This window comes from Pseudomonas sp. W2-17 (assembly GCF_041060445.1).
Classification (GTDB): domain Bacteria; phylum Pseudomonadota; class Gammaproteobacteria; order Pseudomonadales; family Pseudomonadaceae; genus Aquipseudomonas.
The window spans coordinates 1-18,828 of record NZ_JAUFNS010000024.1 but is presented as its reverse complement, the minus strand read 5'-3'; the positions used below and the strand labels follow the sequence as shown (position 1 = coordinate 18,828).

Below are 18,828 nucleotides of genomic sequence, written 5' to 3'. Positions count from 1 at the left end.
TGCCGAAAATCAGTTATTATTACTCATCGTTTCATTTGTAATCGTTTATAACGATATAAACTGTTGATTAAGGGATGTTAGAGTTGGCTAAAAATGAGCGCAACACAGAAAATCTAGTTCGCGATGCGCTGCGTGAACTGGATTATTACCAGCTCTCAAATAATATAAGGGTGGAGGAGCAAAAGTCCACTATCGAATCAATCAAAAAGCTTCTTAAAGGCGGGTCCAAATCAAAAGGAGGAGGAATCGGGTCCCCCGAGTTCATCATCAGCAACTCCGAAATACCTGATTTTTTGGTAATATTTGAATGCAAAGCGTCCAACGCAGATCATGAAAGTCGGTTGATTTTCGGTACTGAGCCCACGGAGTTCGAAACCGCGGAAGATGAAGTAATAAAGCGTCTCAAGCGTTACGCAGCTGATGGTGTTCTACATTACGCATCCCTATTAGCCAAAGAGTTTAATGTCATCGCTGTTGCCGTCAGTGGGGAAACGAGCAAGGAACTCAAGATTTCAACATATCTACACACAAAAGGAGCTACAAAGCCCAAGGTGCTATTGAGCAAGGCTAGTGAAGAGGCGATCGATGACATTCTGCCTTGGCATGATTATATCGATCACGCGATTTTTGATCCCGCCGTTCGCCAGGCAAGACTCGACGACCTAATGGGCTTTGCACGTGAGCTTCATGCATTCATGCGTGACCATGCCAAGCTGACAGAAAGCGAAAAGCCATTGTTAGTGTCGGGCACCTTAATTGCGCTGCGTAATCCAGCCTTCTCGGCATCTTACAGCCTTCAAAAGGTTGGAGCTCTTCCAGGCGAGTGGATCAAGGTTATCAGGGATGAGATCAACTTAGCAGAAATCCCGCAAGCAAAAAAGGAGAATATGGCACAGCCATATGCATCGATTGCAGTTCACCCAGAGCTGGGTAAAGAAACGAAAGGATACCCTAAAGGTGTGCTGCATGAGTTGATCAAACTAATTCATGAGAAAGCAGCTCCTTTCATAGCAGCAAACGATGGGTTGGACATCCTGGGTCAGTTCTATGGGGAATTCCTAAAGTACACGGGGGGCGACAAGAAAGCACTTGGTATCGTGTTGACCCCTCGCCACATTACTGAGCTGTTTGCCCTATTGGCGAACGTTCACAAAGGCTCCACCGTTGTTGATATTTGTGCAGGAACTGGCGGCTTCTTGATCAGCGCGATGAGTCTTATGATGCGTGGCGCTTATACCGAGCAACAGCGTTTCCGGATCAAGAAAGAAGGACTCATAGGCGTTGAGCAGCAGCCGAATATGTTCGCACTTGCCGCATCCAACATGATATTGCGGGGCGATGGTAAGGCTAACCTATTTCAAGGCAGTTGCTTTGACGAAGCAATCGCCAGAGCGGTGCGAGACAAACAGCCAGATGTTGGACTCCTCAACCCCCCATTTTCCCAGGGCGACGTGGACCTCCACGAGCTTAGGTTCATCCAGCAAATGCTATCCAGCCTCTCCCCCGGAGGCACCGGTGTCGCGATCGTGCCCATGTCCTGCGCAATTTCGCCGCACCCTATCCGGGAGCAGCTTTTGGCTGAACACACCCTGGAAGCCGTGATGTCGATGCCAACTGAACTGTTTTATCCTGTAGGTGTGGTCTCCTGCATCATGGTTTTTACGGCTCATATGCCCCATGCAAGGTGCGGCAAAAAGACCTGGTTTGGTTACTGGAAGGATGATGGTTTTGTTAAGACAAAACACCGTGGACGTGTTGATCTTTATGGTACCTGGCCTGAAATAAGAGACCACTGGATCGAATCGTTCAAAAACAGAGAGGTTCATGCTGGCACCAGTGTGACACAGCATGTCACCGCTAATGATGAATGGTGTGCAGAAGCCTACATGACGACTGATTACTCTCAGCTCACACAAGAGGACTTCGAACAAGAACTGAAAAAATATGTTGTTTTTCACATCCTCAATGAAGGCAATCCAAGCGAGGCTTCAAATGATGAAGCTGAATGAAGTCTTCGATGTGAGCTACGGCAACAAGTTTGATCTTAACAAAATGCAGTTGTTGCCAGTCGGTAGCGGCGGTGTGAGTTTTGTCAGCAGATCCGAGAAGAATCATGGCGTCAGTGCAACAGTAGCAAGAGTAAATGGCGTCGTGCCCTATCCGGCAGGCCTAATCACTGTGGCGCTCGGTGGCACCAAACTACTTTGCTCATTTGTGCAAGAAAGGCCCTTCTACACCGCGCAAAATGTCGCCGTTCTCAAACCAATCGGGCCAATGACGTTTTCAGAAAAGGTGTTCACGTGCATCTGTATCAGAGCTAATCGGTTTCGCTACGGGGCCTTCGGTCGCGAAGCAAACCGAACACTTCGCTTCCTTGAGATTCCATCGCTTTCGGAGTTTCCCGACTTCGTTCATGCGCACGCTGGATCAATCTCTGAATCACTTGAGAACGTATTGCTCCAGATTGAGGCTTTGTCGTCCGTTGAGACTCAGGTGCCAAGCTCCTCTGAAACGCTTGTCAAAGTCAGTGATTTGTTTGCAGTCAATTATGGACACAGTCTCGAGCTAAACAGACTCGTCAGTCACCCCGGTGGGGTGAACTACATTTCTCGTACGGCGAGGAACAATGGGGTCTCGGCACAGGTCCTCCCCATACCCAATTTGCTTCCTTCACCAGGCGGCTGCCTCACAGTAGCGCTGAGCGGATCAGTCCTAGAAACGTTTTACCAAACCGAGCCTTTTTATTCCGGCTATCACATACAGACGCTCACACCCTTGCAGGACATGACCCCAGAAGAAATGCTGTTTTATGCAAGCGTGATCAGAGCTAATCGATACCGTTATAGTTACGGAAGGCAGGCAAATCGAACACTGCGCGATCTGCTCATACCAGCTAAGGAAGCGATACCGTCTTGGGTCTATGGTTCCTGTCGGCGGGTTGTCGATTCAATCAGGGCACAATCGCTATAGCGCACAGCTGCCTTCTGAGGTTGTTGTTGATTCAAGCCTGTGGTGGGGGATCAATCGCAGTCCAAGGGCTAATGCATTGGCGCGACGGCCAGTGCTCAATCTTTACAGCTTGGTCGAGACTGCCAAAGCCAACGGCCAAGAGACCTATGCGTGGCTGCGCCACGCATTAGAAGGGCTGCCACTGACGACCTCGGTTGAAGATTACGAAGCGCTGTTGCCGTGGAGCTGCTCGCCGGTGTCGCCTAGCTAGGCGCGTTACCCATCTTGAAGTCGGTGGGGTTTATGGAGCGCTTACGGTCAAACAGCCAGGGCACTCCTCTCCTATTGCGATCGAGCAGATCTGAGTGATTGAGCCAAAGCCAGAACGTCACCAGCTGCTGCAGGAGGAAGCCAGGCTTCAACCTTGACCCAATCAGCCGGCAAATCCTCCAGGCGCGCCCGGATACGTGCCATAAGCCTGTGAACCACCTGCCGGGTCAATCCAGTCTCCAAGGCTGCTTCGGACACGCTGGCACCCATGACCAGGACAAGCCTGGCAGCACTTATCGAGCGAGCTGAGAACGCCCGACGTCGATTCTGGCCCGCAAGCACGTTCATGACCCGCTCAAATTCGTCCGCGGCCATCAGGGCGCAGGGTGAAACAGGGCTGATCATCCTGATCAATTGGGCAATCTGGGCGTTGCTGTAGTTCTGAGTGATCTTCGCTGCAAGACCACATAGGACTGGATCGACAATCATAGAGGCAGACCAGGCTGAAAGAAGTCAAAACTACAGGAATCGCAACCACATGTAACCTGTATCAAGCAACAGTTCTCACACTGAGTTCACCGTGCATGCCGCCCTGGACTGGTCGATGAAAATTGCTTAGACGCAAAAAAGGATCCGATTTGCGCAATAGACCTTATTGAAAGCTAGCACTTTGCCCTATATTCGCTCTCGGCCCGACTGGGCCAAACATGCCCGTGCGGATTTCTGCGCGGGTAAACACAACCAGCAAGGGGAAAAACCCATGCAAATCCAAAAGCACCCTCTCATTTTCTATCAGGAGTACAACAAAGGTGATGATCGATGTTAACGATGTAAAGGCAGTTCTGGACACCAACCCCGAAGTTATCCGGATCATGCCTGAAGGAACCGCGTTTGCCCGTGCCCAAGATTCTGAGCATGACGCTGAGCCCCGCTTCTACAACAAAAAATCGGATAGCCGCTTCGGCAGCCCCGATCTTCCTGTGGGAGTTCTGTACCTTGGGCTTAGCGACACTGTTGCAGTCGCCGAGGTGTTCCAACCGCCGGGAGATGAAACCCCAGTGGCGTATGCCAAGCTGGAGCAAAGCTCGTTGCATGAGCTTGTTGCGGCACGGGACTTGAAGCTGATAGACCTGCCGATGTTGGCTAATTTGACGGGTCTAAAGCTGCGCGATGTCGTCCAGGCAAAGGGACAGGGCTCTGAAGGTTATGACCCAACTCGGGCACTGAGCAAGGCTTGCATGGAATGTGGTGTACAGGTCGATGGACTTTTGTACACCTCATCCGTGTATTCGCCTGCCGGCACGCTTGAGGGGTGTAATGCCGCCCTGTTTGACGGACGGGGCGAGCAGGTTAAGCCGGTCAGCCACAAGTTGCTCCTCAAGGGCCGCTTGTCGAACGGTAAGACAGCCGCGAAGCACCTGCAAGACCTGGGCGTCAGCCTAGAGTAAGCAACAACCGTCCCCCTCGCAAGAGGGGCCGGTCTTTACCTACCGTGCAGGTACCTGTTGTCCCATTCCCGCTTGATGATTTTGCGGGCGGCAGGATTATCTATGAGCGTATGCATCTCTACGATGTTTTCGGGCTCACCTGGGTTTGAATAATCGATTCTTGTGAGCAAGTGCTGAACAAACAGGTTCATTGCAACCTGGTCTGCAGGATCGACGCCGAATTCAGCAATCAGGTCGGCTATTACAGGTCGTACCTTGTTATCTTTGATCTGGAAAGCCGGATAGTATTTTCTGCCGTTGCTTTGGTTCGTATAAACGGCGATCTGGCCAGCTTGGATACGCTTGCTCAACGCCTGTTTAGTGATACCCAAAATCCTAACGAGATCTTTGCTCTCAAGCAGTTCGCACCTTTCCTGCACCCTCGCAAAGGCTTTGGATCGCATGGCAGCGACAGCCTCCTGATTCTCGATTTCGACGCTTCGCACCGCCTCAGCTGTGGATCTCGTCATCTCAGCGAGAGCTTCCCTATCATCTGAAAGCTTCAGCGCCTTTTCGAGCACCGCCTGCGGCAGCTTTGCGATGAACTGGCGGAAACGTCTGTCCACCGCATCCTCAAGATCCACTCTCGAAGTAGGGACGGACGCCTTAAAAGAGACAGACATGGAACCTCCTGACGACTCATTTAAACAATCAACTGACTGCCAATGTACGGGCATCCTGTCAACTCGTCAACCAGTCAATCTGTCAACCTTTGAGGAAGTGGGAAAAAAGCAGGCAGTGTGATGAGGTGCGTCTTATATCCAGTGCCGTAGCTACATGTCACCACTATTCTCGGAAACTGCTTCTGATCCACAGGATAGGCTCTAGCTAATGATAAAATAGGTTATCACCAATTACCGCCGTTGATCGGTTTCATGCTCAGCGTCCGTATTTATCGTTGCTTTTGTGACTAAAGACGTCGCCAATGATCGCCAGCGAGCCAATGATGAGAACTATATGCAAGAACTGACCAGCCGCCATCAGAATGATCAGCGTCGGCTCACGTCAGTCGAATTTCAGACGTTGGCCCAGGTTCCGGCCGCGGTCGAGTGGTTTGCCAACCTGGACAATCCTCGGACACGACGTGCCTACCAAAATGACCTGGAAGACTTCTGCGGGTTTGTCGGGTTGGCTTCGGCGGATGAGTTTCGCGTGGTGACCCGATCACACGTTCTGGCCTGGCGTGCCCAGCTCGAGCATCGCGGTTTGGCCGGAGCGACGATCCGGCGCAAATTGGCAGCGCTGGCCAGCCTGTTTGATCACCTCCTGGACAGCAATGCGATCGCCGGGGGCAATCCCGTGCACGGGGTGAAACGACCGAAGATCGAAAGCAACGAAGGCAAGACACCGGCACTGGGCGATCACCAGGCCAAAGCGCTGCTCGAAGTCCCGGATGAAACGACCCTTAAAGGATTGCGCGACCGAGCGCTACTGGCTGTGCTTCTTTATCACGGGCTGCGCCGCGAAGAAGCCGCGCTGCTGCAGGTGAGCGACATCCAGGACCGCCGCGGGATCCAGCACCTCAAGGTGCACGGCAAAGGGGGCAAGGTACGGTATCTGCCGCTGCACCCCGTCGCGGCCGGGCGTATTCACCAGTACCTGGAAAGCTCAGGGCATCATTGGGCGGACAGGAAGGTGCCGCTGTTTATTCCATTGCGCGGCAAGCTGACCGGTGCTGGCATTACGGCTAACGGCATTTACACCGTGGTGGCGGCCTACGCGAAGAAGGCTGGCATTCAGGTCGACGGCCTTGGAGTGCACGGACTCAGGGCTACCGCGGCCACCAACGCCCTGGAGCATGAAGCCGATATCGCTAAGGTCCAGGCATGGTTGGGCCATGCCAATATCAGCACCACCAAGATCTATGATCGCCGGGAGAACCGGCCGGAGGATTCACCGACCTACAAGGTGAAGTATTGATAGAGGGGACTGAGACCTGAGCGACAGCCCACCCTCGCGCTCTGTCGAGAATATGGTGCATGCAGCCCATGGATGTTTGCTTTCCCGATTGCTGCCTCCGCTCGAGTCAACGTGTGCAAAAGGACTATCACAGTCCTCCTGTGCTTTGGGCATGCCCGGCAACGACCATCCATTTGGTGTTCCAGTCCTTAATCCTTCGTGCTTTCTCCACAATTTACGTCCCCTCTCTACGGTCCTCAACCTACACCAAGGAACACCACACGGTGCCCAGTCCTTCTGTTAATTTGGACATAGACACTAAACGAGCGGGTGCAATATCATCGGCTATCAGTCCATCTAGTCAAAATAATGATAAATCCACAAATACGAGCTCAGATCTACTAGGAAAAATATGCGCAGGGATGAAGCTTTAAAACAGTTCGATAAAAAAACCAGAAACAGGCTTAGAGCAATCTTGAGCCAAAATGACGGTAATACTATTGACCAGCTCGCCAAGCTGAGCAAAAATTTTACCTCAAGCCAAGCTCGTTCATTGGAGACAGTTCTAACCAGCTCTGCGTTGACGAAAGCGGTAAAAAGAACATCATTATTTCCAAGAAACCCTCCTTTCAGCGATACTCTGCAAAAAAGCCAAGAGCAAGAAAACAGCGAATTACTTCATCAAATAGAAAGTAATATAAAGCTAAATACTCTGCGCCTAAATCGATTGGCTGAATCCCTCAAAAATATAGATATACTCTACTCATTGAAAGACCTAAATTCTTGTATAGAGACGATCCTAAAAACATTAAAAGACGATGGATGGAGTCACGCACTTTTAAGGCGTATTATCTTGGTACGTGAAAGTCTAGGAACGAATTACATAGACGATCGAATTGAGGACCTCCTGCTTAAAGCAGGCACTAAAGGCGTGGCGGTTACTTCGTTGATACATGCGTATGCTCCTGATCAAAGCATATTGACGATCAAGCGATCAGTATTAAATATACCAGATCGTGGCACTATAAATCGCCATACTAGGATATTGGCTAAGGTTGGAGTGCAACCGTTTGCATCATCACCAACGGAATTCGGCATTTTGCTGCGCGAAATGATGAAATGCTCTCTAATAGACGTTGTAATTTTAGCAAAATTCAATCGTCATTTTTTTGACATCAATGAATATCCTGAGATACTTGCATTATCAAATACATTAGGTGACAGATATGTATTTGAAACACTAGTGGCATCTTACGACAGTGGTTCTGCTGAGGACGAGTACACATTTTTTAAACAGTCAAGCGCATGGCTCGAATATGACGCGGTACGCCAATACAGAGTATTGATAGATAACTATTACGATGCGTCACGTGAAGAGCCTACTGTTTTGGCTGGAGAGCTAAAACAAATAATTAACTCGTGGGCCGGAGAAATATCACTACACGAATTAATAGGTAACTCTCAATTCACAAAACATCTGTATCGTGGTATCTCAAAACTTGAAACTAGCGGCAATGTAACTAGATCCGCCCTTTTCAACTACTGGTTAACTGAATCAGATGGTCAAATAAGCTTTGAGAAGGAAGACCTTCTTACGCTTATGGGGCTTACACGCGAACTCGCGCGGACAGTCCCAATCAAAGCAATCCGAACAGCAGCGAAACTAGCTAGAGATGAGTTGGTAAAACTGATTCTACTGCTACTACTGGCCAAGCGTAGCAAAAACGAGCTGGATAGTTTTCTGCTGAGAAAACTTCTTGAAGAAATAACCATAAAAAACCAAAGTGGCTCCTTGGTTGAGCTTGTAAAATACTATGAGGTCTCCCATCCGTATGTTTCAGAATACATCTATGACATCGCGACCGAGGATTTTTTAGCAAAACTAACCAAGCTTGCACCACACCGTGCAGATATACCGGAGATTCGCGCTTCTTTACACGAGTGGATGGCAGGCTTTGCAAACGATGAATACTACCTGCAACGAGCCAAAGCTGTACGGATTGATCATCAGATCAACAGAGTCAGAAATGAAATAGATGACCATCGAATCTACGTTGATCCTTCTCGATTCTCATCATGGGTCGAGGACGAAATGATGATCGATCTAGGAAGTGCGTTAACATCAACGGGATCCGGCAAGAAGGGAATATCAGTAAGCTGTGACGAGACGATCATAGCATTGGTTATGACTCAGAGCTATAACGCTTTCTGCACCAACGCAGTGTTCGGGATAGCATCTTATATAGGCAGACGCATCAGACATGGTACATTCCATGGGCATGTTTACTCCAGCGTCGTAAATTTGATGGAGAAGACTGATAAATATAAGGTTTTATTTGCAAACCCTAACTTTTTTGCTAAATGGAGCTCTTGGAAAGATATCTATAACGAATCTGTCGAGAAAATTATTGCAGAGCGCTTGCACGTTTACTCGAAATCAAAACCGTTAGGGCTGCTTACTCCGGAAATAAATACGCCATCTAAGCAAGAGGTATTGGCTTCAGCTGTGGCCAAAATCAGTAATAGCTACGTTGAAACAAAGTCAACCGCTGATGTCTTGCCAACGATCATTGATTACTGCTGGCGTCTAGCGGAACTAGATCTCATTCCAGTTATACGTTATCTGAAAGCGCAGCAAGTGCCTTTGAAAAATCAAAAATTTCTAGATGAAGATCTCATCCCAGCAGCAGCTATAGTAAACGGCCGGCTTGCTGAAATGTTTCGACGAGAATTGGAATTGGCTATTGATCGCAAGCTTGCCACAATGCTCGGATGGTTCAAGCGTCCGTCCATAGTTGCCCCAAAAGCATCGGTATCTCTCCTCTTTGACGCAACCGTAGCCGAAATCAAAGACACTATTCCAGACTTCGACCCCCAAGATCATGATGCTAGTCAAGAAGATATAGAGCTGGTGGGGAATTTCTACCATCTGATTTATGATTCATTGGCGATTGTCGTGACCAATGCCGCCAAATACGCTGACCGTAGTCGTCCGCTAAAACGAAAATTCGAGATAGTGCCTGGCGATACCAAAAGGCTAGTTATTGAGATCAGCTCATATATTAAAGACACTGACGATCCAAGAGAAGTCTCAGCGATTATCGAAAAACGAAAAGCTGCGGGGTTCCAAGATGCGAATTCATATGATAAGGAGAGTGGTATCTCGAAACTACTTCTTTTGGCCAGTACCAGACCGGACTTCGCGCTCGACCAATATTCGGTGGTAGGCAATGAAGTGCAGACGAGGCTCATTTATGACTTGGAACACTGATAATCTAAAATGCCTGATTGTGGAGGATGATCAATTTAAGATGGAAGGTATCCGCTTCCATTTAAGGCAGATCTACGCCGATCGCATAGAAACGTATGAATGCCAAGCGTTAGCCTCGGCAACTGCGCTTTTGGCTGAGCAGAAATTTGATTTAGCTATAATTGATATGTCTATTCATAGCCATGAACCCCAAGCAGGCGCGGGCTCGCCATTTCCACTTTCCTCAGGTGGACTAGATGTGCTTTTTGAAATATCGAACTCATCGCAAGAAACACAATGCATCATCCTCACCCAGTATCCTGATATCGAGATTGAAAGCCTTCCAATTCCGGTGAACCTAGCTAAACAAGAAATTTATGATAAATTTGGGATTGATGTAGCTGGTTGCGTTAGATACTTAGAGAATGACAACCAATGGAAGGTAGAGATTATTGAGATACTGGAGAAACTATGAATATATTAATACTTGAAGACGAAGATAATAAGTTTGAAACAGTTTGCTCACAAATTGTCGAAGTGATATCAGATGCAGTCATATCGCGAACAAAGAACTGGCTAGATTATTCGCTGGCGATCGCTGACACCAAGTATGACTTGATCATTCTAGACTTACTCGTACCGCGGTCTTCTAGAGATAACACTATAGAGGACCACCATCAATCTCTTGTCGAAACTACACGTAACTATCGTAGTAAATCGTTCAAGACCCCAGCTTTGGTATTGACTAAGCACTCACTAGATGACGGTGATTTTGTACACAGTTTGAATTTGGTTGACATCAACGTTATTTCATTCAATGACCATGGTCATTGGCGTGACGCTTTAAGACTCAAGCTTCTTGCATCACAACCTTCAAAAAGGTTTGATGTCGTAATTATGTGTGCTTTAGACAAGGAAGTTTCGGCTTTTGAAGGAATTACTGACTCTTGGGGGGAAATTAAGACTATTGCTGGCCTGAGTTGTCGGGAGGTCTCAATTGGGGAATATAGAGCAGTCATTGTTCAGACTAGCCGTATGGGCTTAGTGTCTGCAGCTGTATCTACGTCGCTTGCATTAGAGCGTTTTGAACCACGTTTGGTTTGCATGAGTGGCATTTGCGGGGGTGCCCCAGATGAGTCAAAAATCTATGACTTGTTAGTGACACAGAGCTGCCATCAACACGACGCCGGAAAATGGAGCCAAAAGGGATTCAAGTCGGAACACTATGATGTGCAATTGGACGTCGATGTGCACAACAAATTGCGCGAAGTTGCCTCAGCCAATTTAGTGAAAACGCTCCTATCGAATCTCGATCCAGCGAAATCTGAGGTTCCAAACGGATTGGAGCGAATTAGTTGTAATATTATTACTGACGCAACCACGAGCAGTGGTAGCGCTGTTATTGCAGAAGCTGGAAAAACCGCCACTCTGGCAGTGGGACAGAGAAAGCTTACTGGCTTCGACATGGAGGTGTATTCAGTTTACGAGGCGGCTAGACACGCTCGAAAACGTACCGCTTTTTTTGCCGCGAAGTCTGTAGTAGATGACGGCGACAAGAACAAAGGTGATTCATTTCATAGAATAGGTTGTCTGATATCCGCGAGATTTATTGTAGCTGCTATCACTGCGGGGATTTCTGAAGTATGGGCACAATAAAGTTTTAGGCATCGTCCACTATAGATTATTTAGGCTTACCGGCGCCGAGGAGTTTCGCACTGTTCGGAATCTACGCCAGGCCAAAGCCATGCTCGATGCCCCGGCTCCGGATACGCCAAAGGGCGAGCGCGATCAGGCGATTCTAGCGGTGTTGCTGTACACGGCCTACGCTTAGCTCATGGTCGCCAACCTGCGGGAGCGCCGAGGCATCAAGCACCTGCGCATTCATGGCAAGGGCGGCAAGCTGTTCTTTCTGCCGTTGCATCCGATGGCCGCTGATCGCATCTGTTTCTACCTGGAACCCTCCGGCCATGATCAACACGACAGCAAAGCTCCCTCTTCCACCCGCTGCGCCGCCGCGCAACGGGATCAGCGCCGATGGCATGTATGCGGTGGTAGGGTACTACGCCAAGGCTGCATGGATAAAGGTTGCCGGACTAGGCGTACACGGGCTTAGTGCAACGGCAGCCACCCATCCCCTAGAACACGAGGCTGATATCGCCAAGGTGCAGGTCTGGCTTGGCCAGCCTAATCAGCACGACGCGGATCAAAGATCGCCGGCAGATGCGACCGGAAGATTAACCTACGTTCCGCGTCAAGTACTGATTCAGTGGCCGTCGAGCTGGCGGCCGCAGCGAAGGACTAGCTCATTGGCTTTACTGAAACCAATTCCACGTATCTGAATTTCTTGCGAGCGGCCTTCATAGCATCCTGCTCGGCTTGAAGGGTACTCATCGTATCGGCCTCGTGGACAATCAGTTCAGTCTCACCTTCGAACTCATTCCCAACTCTCAACGTCACCCGCAACCTTGGGGTGAACCCTCCAGGAGCCCTGCGCTTTGCAACAGACGCTGGAGGCCTGATTACAACGGTCGGCAGCTCTTCCTGCTTTGGCACAACGCGCATAGGCTCAGCACAAAGCGTTGAGCCAAACAAAGCCTGACGCATCTCGTCTTCTGTCAGATCGGTAGTCATAGTGCTCACGCTGTCAATCCGTTAGATATGCATTCCCGGCTCATCGCTATAGGCATCCTTTCAATGGCTTAGTACCGACTAGCGGTGCATGAGGATACAGCTATTTTTCATTGAAGATTGGCTACAACTGCTTTGGAGCCCCGATTTCCATTTGAACTGTTTCAAAGACCAGGAGACCGTATTCCATCAGATTTCTGAAAAAAGCGAGCATAGGATCGTGATAGGTGCCTTTGGGTTTGTTCTCTTTCGGGTCAGCTGGGTACTCTAATAAGTCAACGATCTGGCCATGACCATGAGGTATGAAATATGAATTCACGAATCCCATCACGCGTTTCATGTCCATGCCCGGCAACTCTCGTTGCACCCTTCCTGCAAGGGTTCTGGCATCGTCGTAGTAGCCTCCATTGTGAACAATGTAGTGCCTCAGCTTCTCGATCAGAACCAATATCACCCTGTAGTTCGCTCCAGTTGGGTTCTCGGACTCGTAGCGTTCGAAATGTTTTGCTTGTCGGAACGCTTCGAGCTGCGCGTACGGCTTCCGGCCTTTCCTTGTCGGGAGTAAGTAGTAGTGCTTAATGTCACAAGACCCCTCGTGGGGCCATTCTGATGGACGCGACCATATGCTGATGCCAGCGAGTCCGCAGTAAGCGTAGGCTCTTTCTATGAAGTCCTCAAAAGCTTCGTATGCTTCTACAAGCAGCCACTGGTACGTTTTCAATTTTTGAAGCACGTTCAGCTCTAAGCGATCCTCCAACGATAATGCCGGCGCATTATGTGTAAGATCTTCGCCGCTCGATGGCGACCTAAAGTGAAAAGGATGCTCCATCCCATATTGAGACTCAAGCGCCCACTCTGGGAGCTGGTCGTGAAACTTCTGAATGACATCGTGCTGCGATGCGTAGATTTTGTTCGCTTGAGACTTATGCTGATTGAGTTGCGACAATTTCGAAGCAAGCTTGTCGATTTCACGTCTCATAAAATCTTGTGTCATCGCTTGATATCCATGGCGTTTTCCTAGATGTTCGAAAGCCTAGAACGAACCGTGCCCATGACAACCTCATTCAGCTGACGCAGCCTGGCAGCTGTCGTTTCGCTCACGGGCAATCCTTCCGGATCGGCTAGGTCGGTCAGGCCGCCCAAACGGTCGATCTGAGCATGAACATCCCCGCGCTCAACATCTTCCTCACCGGCACGTTCACATTTGATGAGCCACTCCAGCTGAGCGAGTTCACGCTCAATAACAGCGATCAGCGCCTGCTCCCAGTTTTTTTCCATGGTATGTCCAGATCGATTTGCGGCCGCGAGACTCATGGCCTGGTACTGCCAAAGCCAGTGCTGGGCAGGCTTGTCGTTCATTAACTATCACCCAGCAAGATAGCTAGCCACCAGTGCTGAGTGTTTGATTTTCCCCTTGGTAGCCGTCACGGTCATCGTGGTCCGTTCAACAGTGACTGCCATTTTGTAGTGGTTGCGGTAGGGCCTGTTCTTGAATAACTCAACCAGGCTGGCCGCGAACTGCTGCGCTAATGCTTCACTGTCTAGGTACAGCGTTTTGTAGCTGAGGCGTCCGGTTGGAGAGACGAAAAGATCTTTCACAAGGTCGTCGTCTTCATAGAACTCATTGCGCAAATTTACCGGAATCAGCCTGTGCGGGATCTCCACTTGAACAGTCGCGTACTCGACAACCGCTTTGTTTGGGAAATCTCCGGCTTTGCGTAACGCAGTCATGAGGTTCTCTTCCTAGAAACTCCATCGGATTGGCTTAGGCGCACCTCAATCATTACGTATCTGGTTTCAGTTCTAGGTTGGCAGCGCGAGCATGAGTTTTACAGACCTTTTGACCAGGAACAGCCTCATTCTTGCACCATCCGCCTTTCAAAGTGATAGCTCGGCATCGCGAGATTAATGCCTCTTCGACGAAGTCATAGTGCACACCGGTACGGTCAGAATCGGTTTCCCGCTTGGCATAGCGCGCAGTTTTGAAAATGAACCAGTTCGACGGCAATTCACCGGCTTTAGCAAAAACACCTATCTGACCATCTGCCTCCTCCGTAAATCCAGAGCCAGTTGGAAGGTGCACCAATGGAAAAACACGCATAGACGGTACGTTGGTCAGCACCTCACCATCGCTGGGTCCACCATGGAAGGTCAGTGTTGTCATCCCTTTTGACATAGCCAGTATCATCCTATCCGATTCGTAGGGGAAAGCTCCCTCTCCTACGGCCTCGGCCGAACTTGGGCTGGGCTTAGGCGGTAGCGCGTTTTTTCCACATCTTTTTGCGAAAGAAGCTAACCCGTCCTGCAGGTAGTGCTTATGCCAGAGGCCCTTAAGCGGTGGGTGACGGTTCTTGATCGGTTGCTTGAACTGACCCAGTTCATTTTTTCCAATAGCTCAATTTCATGGACTATTTTGGCGGGTTTTTGAACGCCTGAAAGGGCACCTCCCAAAAGGTTAGCAGCCAGCAACACGCTGTAGCGGCCAGAGGCGATTTGTTCTAAGCCAATCAGCGTTGCAAATTCACTCAGATTGACTTCAGGGACGGCGTCTGGAGACACATTCGCTTCCATGTGATGGTCATTGTTGAATCCAACAAACACTACTGATATCGCTATGCCAGCGCAACCTCGAATGCGTGCCGAATTGTCGCTTGGTCGACGGTTAAATAAGGCTTGCTGTGATCAAGACAAGAATGGCCAAGAATGGTCTGCACTGTCTCAACGTCGCCGGTTGCGGCCAGCACCTTTGCCGCCAGTGAGCGCCTGCCTCTGTGCGATGACCCCTGTTTGATACCGGCCTGCCTGTAGAGCCTGCTGATCGTCTGTTGCAGCGCATCGCAGGCCCGGTAGGCCATTGGCCCGCCGTCCAACTGGCGGTGCTTGAACGCCAGTTCAAAGGCTTGCCCTTTGTGCGTCATGACCAGCTTTGATCCTGGGCGAAGCCCACGATACTCATCGGCGCCGGAGAAGCCCCAGCGGCGTTGTAGGCGCACGGCAAGCCACGCGTCGAGCGCGGCGAGGCAGCGGGCATGGGTCAGGTACACATTGCGCGGTCGGCAGCCCTTGGTGATGTCAGCCCGCAAGTACACCTCGGGTTTGACGGCACCGCTAGGATAGAGCACGTCGGCCACCTCCAGCAAAGCCAGCTCGGTGACACGAATCCCGGTAGTGTGGGTGAGCCACAACAGCATCAAATCACGCTCTGGCATGCGGCCAGTTACGGATGCAACGCGGATAAGGTGCTTAAATTGTCCAGGGCGAAGCGAAATAGCGCGGCGGGTGGTCATGCGGCCTCTCTGTCAGGATTGCACGGGAATCGTGCTCGATCTGGAGAGAGTCAGGCCGGGGCCTCCTGACAAGGGTATCAGCAGGCCCCACCTGGTGTTCACGGAAAATTCCGAGTTGGTCTTAACCAATCACCGCGCCTAGGCTCTCGCTTCATCCCGTGACCACAAGCCCAAGCGAACCTCTTCTTGGAGGTCTGGAAAAACGATCAGATATCCATCCGTAGGGTGAACCCGATAGAGTCGTAAAGCCGGGTTGGCTGCAAGCACCTCCCGCAACCCTGCCGCGATATGGATATCCCAATCGCCTCTCGGGGTTGCTCGAAAAGAGCCCAACATCTCGCTCCCGTCCATCACTTCACAAATCACCATTTCAAACCTCCGGCCAACGGGCTTTGCACCTGGAGCAAAGTCTCCCGGTAGAGGCCAGCTTTTGTGACTGAATTTTGAAATCCAGAGAAATGTAGGAAAATGAAGACGTCTGCACTACCCAGCAGCTAAACGCCGCAATATTGCTCAAGGTCTGCCGCTTGATCCTTGTGGCACATTACCGGCATTCCACTCCAGCAGCTCACGCAGATCCTCGTCGGTAATCACGCCCTGGTCGCACGCCTGCTGCGCCTGCTCGGTCAACGCCGTGGTATACACTTCGGGATCGCGCAACAGGGCCTCGCGGTCGTTGAGCGATGTACGCCAGGCCGCAATGAACCCAGTCTCATGATCCTGTTTATCTTCGGTGGCCATGGCGCGCTCCGCTTGAACAATTTAGGACTTGGATTTTCCTTGGTTTGAATAACCAAGCCGGTACAAAAGCTCGCTCCAACTTTCACCTGGGTGAGCCTGTTTTGCTAGCTCAGCTCGTTCAGAGGGCGGGATCGCTTTAAGCTTGGGGTGCCGGTCTTCAAACGCAGCCCATCTTTGATGAGCTCCAATGGTTGGTCGCTCAACGCTGAGTGAGGACCCGATCGGCTCGATTGACGCGATCCAATCGTCATCCGCAGCAGACACCTCTTCACCGGCCATGGCCCCCAACATCTGCAAGAACGATGCGACTCGACGCTCCTGCTCAATCCTTTTCACTTCCTCTTGATACGCTTCTGCCTCAGCGTTGAACTCGCGATATGGATCGTTTGGATTATCCAAATATCTCCCCTCCCCTGGCTCACCAATATCGTCCGATAACCTGCCCTCGTAATCCCATACAGCCCAGGACCTACATCACAGGTCTACCAATCCAAAATTATTAATTAACAATTATTAATTAACAAACGGCCGCATGCCACTCACTGCGCTTTAAATCCTTGGGCCTCTAAAGCGCTTCTGATAAGGGCACTGACCGTTCTGTTAGGCATTCCTCCACGCTTGTTTGCACGCACAACGTCCTCGATCTGTTCAATCATGCTGGGAGGCAAACTCACCGAAATGGGAACGGCTTTCCTTTTGTCGGGAGCCCGCACTTGAGGCTGAGAGCCGTAAGGCTTATCGGCCAGCTCACTCGCTAAACGCTCCGATTCTTCCTGGCTAACATTCGCTTTTTTAGTAGCCGTTTCGCTCGATTTCTTAACGGCCATGGAACACCTCGTTCAGAAGCTCTTTGATTTCGTTAGCGGCTTCACGGTTTTTCCCTTCCAACACCGACGTCCCAAATGGAATCGAATCCTTATAGGCTTTTCGGTAAAACCCAACTGAGTTTAGGGGTTGGATTTCAGGAAACTCAGACAGAAATTCCAGAAACTCCTTCCGCTCTGTTTTTCGGACTGACGGGTTAGGCGACGCCATGGATTGGTAGGCGAACGTCTTGAGGCTTGGGTTCAGATCCCGGCACCGCAGCACCTGCTCCTGCAGTTCACCAAGCGTGTCCAGGTCCAGTTGGCTGCACTGGTTAGGAGCAATGATGACGTCCGCGACAACTGCGCCCGTAATGAGCTCACGCGAGTTTCTTCCAGCTACGTCCACAATGACGTAATCGAATTTTTCACTCAGAGTCCTCAAAGTGACCGTGATGTTATCTCGCTTTTCCAGCAGGGTAATTTTAGGCGTGATGTTTGACGCCTCGCGTTCGGCGTACCACTTGGACGCGCTTCGTTGTGGATCTGCATCGACCAGACACACGTCTTTACCTTCCATTGCCAATCCGACTGACAAATTGACTGCGGTTGTGGTCTTGCCAACGCCGCCCTTGTTTCCACCAACGATCACGATATCACCCATACAAACCTCGGAATACGAATTCATAATTGTGAATTACTAACTATTAATTAATATTAGCAAATGCTCGGCTTTTGTCCAACATCGACATCTACGCTTCGGCGACGCAGGCAGGGGCAATCCCACCGGCATATTGCTTGAGCCAGTAACGGTATTTGGGGATGGTGAGTTCGCGCAGCAGTAAAGGGCGTGCTGTGATACATTTCGCGTCGGGCATGATTTTTCCACCAGGTTAATTGTGTTCACGCTGGGGGTGGTTGCAGCCATTCCCCGGCACATTTCTCGATCTTTCTCATCCCATGAAGGCAATGACCTTCACGATTTCCTGTGGCACCCGGCCAGTCAAAATCAGGAAATTCCGCCAGATCTCATACGGTATGTCTTGGCTACCCTCCTTGAATTTTCGAATCCTCCGATCAGACGCAATCCTGAGTAAGCTGGCCAATTTCTTGTCCGTGTCGTAGGCCTCGAAGTGCGACTGAAAATGGCGAAAATATGCCCGCACGACCTTAGGATGCGGGGGTTCCCACCCCTCGTGCTTGCGCAGCAGGTGTGCCCGCGAATACAACGACTCATCTATCTCGTCCTGGCTGGGCAGGTGCGGAGCTTTTAGATTAGCTTCAAGCTGCTTCATGGCCTCTTGGGTAGCCATCTCGAAGACCAACCGTTGTTGCCCTGGGATGTCCGGTAAGTCAATTTTCATGTCCTCCTCCATCAGCTCGCAATTCATAATTACCAATTACCAATTACCAATTACCAATTACTCGACTCATTTCTCGCAGCTTCAGAGAATGGGGCCGTGAGGCCCCTCCCCTTACCGTGGCGACAGCTCGATCCGCTGAACGTCTGAAAC

22 protein-coding genes and 2 pseudogenes are annotated in these 18,828 nt (G+C 50.3%); 9 read left to right on the top strand and 15 right to left on the bottom strand.

What is annotated here, in order from left to right:
* Window positions 1-83 precede the first annotated feature (83 nt).
* The 3 genes and pseudogenes from QWI20_RS23145 to QWI20_RS23135 form a co-directional block, all read left to right on the top strand.
* Window positions 84-2,009, top strand: a complete 1,926-nt coding sequence (locus QWI20_RS23145) for a class I SAM-dependent DNA methyltransferase (RefSeq protein ID WP_369307386.1) — start codon at window positions 84-86, stop codon at window positions 2,007-2,009.
* On the top strand, window positions 1,993-2,970 hold the full coding sequence (locus tag QWI20_RS23140) for a restriction endonuclease subunit S (protein WP_369307385.1): 978 nt from the start codon (window positions 1,993-1,995) through the stop codon (window positions 2,968-2,970). The genes QWI20_RS23145 and QWI20_RS23140 overlap by 17 nt, the downstream gene beginning before the upstream one ends.
* A gap of 100 nt (window positions 2,971-3,070) precedes the next feature.
* Window positions 3,071-3,220 (top strand): annotated as a pseudogene (locus QWI20_RS23135) (transposase domain-containing protein); the annotation flags it as partial.
* Between the two features lie 71 nt (window positions 3,221-3,291).
* Here QWI20_RS23135 and QWI20_RS23130 read toward each other — a convergent pair.
* Window positions 3,292-3,708: a TrfB-related DNA-binding protein gene (locus QWI20_RS23130; protein WP_369307384.1), complete on the bottom strand. Its 417-nt coding sequence runs from the start codon at window positions 3,706-3,708 to the stop codon at window positions 3,292-3,294.
* Between the two features lie 323 nt (window positions 3,709-4,031).
* Here QWI20_RS23130 and QWI20_RS23125 point away from each other — a divergent pair, with 323 nt between their 5' ends.
* The gene (locus tag QWI20_RS23125) at window positions 4,032-4,667 is read left to right on the top strand and encodes an RES family NAD+ phosphorylase (protein WP_369307383.1); all 636 of its coding nucleotides are present in this window, start codon (window positions 4,032-4,034) and stop codon (window positions 4,665-4,667) included.
* Between the two features lie 35 nt (window positions 4,668-4,702).
* On the opposite strand, the gene QWI20_RS23120 is transcribed toward QWI20_RS23125, so the two are convergent.
* Complete coding sequence (locus QWI20_RS23120; RefSeq protein WP_369307382.1) at window positions 4,703-5,329, bottom strand: hypothetical protein; 627 nt, start codon at window positions 5,327-5,329, stop codon at window positions 4,703-4,705.
* Window positions 5,330-5,663: 334 nt separating this feature from the next.
* On the opposite strand from QWI20_RS23120, the gene QWI20_RS23115 reads away from it, so the two are divergent.
* The 5 genes and pseudogenes from QWI20_RS23115 to QWI20_RS23095 form a co-directional block, all read left to right on the top strand.
* Window positions 5,664-6,626, top strand: a complete 963-nt coding sequence (locus QWI20_RS23115; RefSeq protein WP_369307381.1) for a tyrosine-type recombinase/integrase — start codon at window positions 5,664-5,666, stop codon at window positions 6,624-6,626.
* Window positions 6,627-7,017: 391 nt separating this feature from the next.
* The gene (locus QWI20_RS23110) at window positions 7,018-9,876 is read left to right on the top strand and encodes a hypothetical protein (protein ID WP_369307380.1); all 2,859 of its coding nucleotides are present in this window, start codon (window positions 7,018-7,020) and stop codon (window positions 9,874-9,876) included.
* Window positions 9,860-10,330: a hypothetical protein gene (locus QWI20_RS23105; protein WP_369307379.1), complete on the top strand. Its 471-nt coding sequence runs from the start codon at window positions 9,860-9,862 to the stop codon at window positions 10,328-10,330. The genes QWI20_RS23110 and QWI20_RS23105 overlap by 17 nt, the downstream gene beginning before the upstream one ends.
* On the top strand, window positions 10,327-11,511 hold the full coding sequence (locus tag QWI20_RS23100; protein ID WP_369307378.1) for a hypothetical protein: 1,185 nt from the start codon (window positions 10,327-10,329) through the stop codon (window positions 11,509-11,511). The genes QWI20_RS23105 and QWI20_RS23100 overlap by 4 nt, the downstream gene beginning before the upstream one ends.
* Before the next feature lie 76 nt (window positions 11,512-11,587).
* A pseudogene (locus QWI20_RS23095) lies at window positions 11,588-12,093 on the top strand (integrase); the annotation flags it as partial.
* A 60-nt stretch (window positions 12,094-12,153) separates the two neighbouring features.
* Here the strand turns inward: QWI20_RS23095 and QWI20_RS23090 are convergent.
* The 13 genes from QWI20_RS23090 to QWI20_RS23030 all read right to left on the bottom strand — a co-directional run bounded on the left by QWI20_RS23090 (window position 12,154) and on the right by QWI20_RS23030 (window position 18,678).
* On the bottom strand, window positions 12,154-12,486 hold the full coding sequence (locus QWI20_RS23090; RefSeq protein ID WP_369307377.1) for a hypothetical protein: 333 nt from the start codon (window positions 12,484-12,486) through the stop codon (window positions 12,154-12,156).
* A gap of 121 nt (window positions 12,487-12,607) precedes the next feature.
* Window positions 12,608-13,477: a hypothetical protein gene (locus QWI20_RS23085; protein WP_369307376.1), complete on the bottom strand. Its 870-nt coding sequence runs from the start codon at window positions 13,475-13,477 to the stop codon at window positions 12,608-12,610.
* A gap of 23 nt (window positions 13,478-13,500) precedes the next feature.
* Window positions 13,501-13,842 carry a hypothetical protein gene (locus QWI20_RS23080; protein WP_369307375.1) on the bottom strand — a complete coding sequence of 114 codons (342 nt, stop codon included), beginning with the start codon at window positions 13,840-13,842 and terminating at the stop codon, window positions 13,501-13,503.
* Window positions 13,843-13,848: 6 nt separating this feature from the next.
* Entirely contained in the window at window positions 13,849-14,214 is a 366-nt protein-coding gene (locus tag QWI20_RS23075) for a hypothetical protein (RefSeq protein WP_369307374.1), read from the bottom strand.
* A gap of 52 nt (window positions 14,215-14,266) precedes the next feature.
* Window positions 14,267-14,659: a hypothetical protein gene (locus tag QWI20_RS23070; RefSeq protein ID WP_369307373.1), complete on the bottom strand. Its 393-nt coding sequence runs from the start codon at window positions 14,657-14,659 to the stop codon at window positions 14,267-14,269.
* Between the two features lie 116 nt (window positions 14,660-14,775).
* On the bottom strand, window positions 14,776-15,054 hold the full coding sequence (locus tag QWI20_RS23065) for a hypothetical protein (protein ID WP_369307372.1): 279 nt from the start codon (window positions 15,052-15,054) through the stop codon (window positions 14,776-14,778).
* A gap of 41 nt (window positions 15,055-15,095) precedes the next feature.
* Entirely contained in the window at window positions 15,096-15,770 is a 675-nt protein-coding gene (locus QWI20_RS23060; RefSeq protein WP_369307371.1) for a tyrosine-type recombinase/integrase, read from the bottom strand.
* Between the two features lie 513 nt (window positions 15,771-16,283).
* Entirely contained in the window at window positions 16,284-16,511 is a 228-nt protein-coding gene (locus tag QWI20_RS23055) for a hypothetical protein (protein ID WP_369307370.1), read from the bottom strand.
* 21 nt (window positions 16,512-16,532) lie between these two features.
* Window positions 16,533-16,910 carry a hypothetical protein gene (locus QWI20_RS23050; protein WP_369307369.1) on the bottom strand — a complete coding sequence of 126 codons (378 nt, stop codon included), beginning with the start codon at window positions 16,908-16,910 and terminating at the stop codon, window positions 16,533-16,535.
* A gap of 140 nt (window positions 16,911-17,050) precedes the next feature.
* A complete protein-coding gene (locus tag QWI20_RS23045) occupies window positions 17,051-17,338 on the bottom strand; it encodes a ribbon-helix-helix domain-containing protein (RefSeq protein WP_369307368.1) in 288 nt (95 codons plus the stop codon).
* A complete protein-coding gene (locus tag QWI20_RS23040; RefSeq protein ID WP_369307367.1) occupies window positions 17,328-17,978 on the bottom strand; it encodes an AAA family ATPase in 651 nt (216 codons plus the stop codon). The genes QWI20_RS23045 and QWI20_RS23040 overlap by 11 nt, the downstream gene beginning before the upstream one ends.
* Window positions 17,979-18,066: 88 nt before the next feature.
* Window positions 18,067-18,192 (bottom strand): hypothetical protein, encoded by a 126-nt coding sequence (locus tag QWI20_RS23035; protein ID WP_369307366.1) that lies wholly within the window; start codon window positions 18,190-18,192, stop codon window positions 18,067-18,069.
* A 75-nt stretch (window positions 18,193-18,267) separates the two neighbouring features.
* Window positions 18,268-18,678, bottom strand: a complete 411-nt coding sequence (locus QWI20_RS23030) for a hypothetical protein (RefSeq protein ID WP_369307365.1) — start codon at window positions 18,676-18,678, stop codon at window positions 18,268-18,270.
* Window positions 18,679-18,828 lie beyond the last annotated feature (150 nt).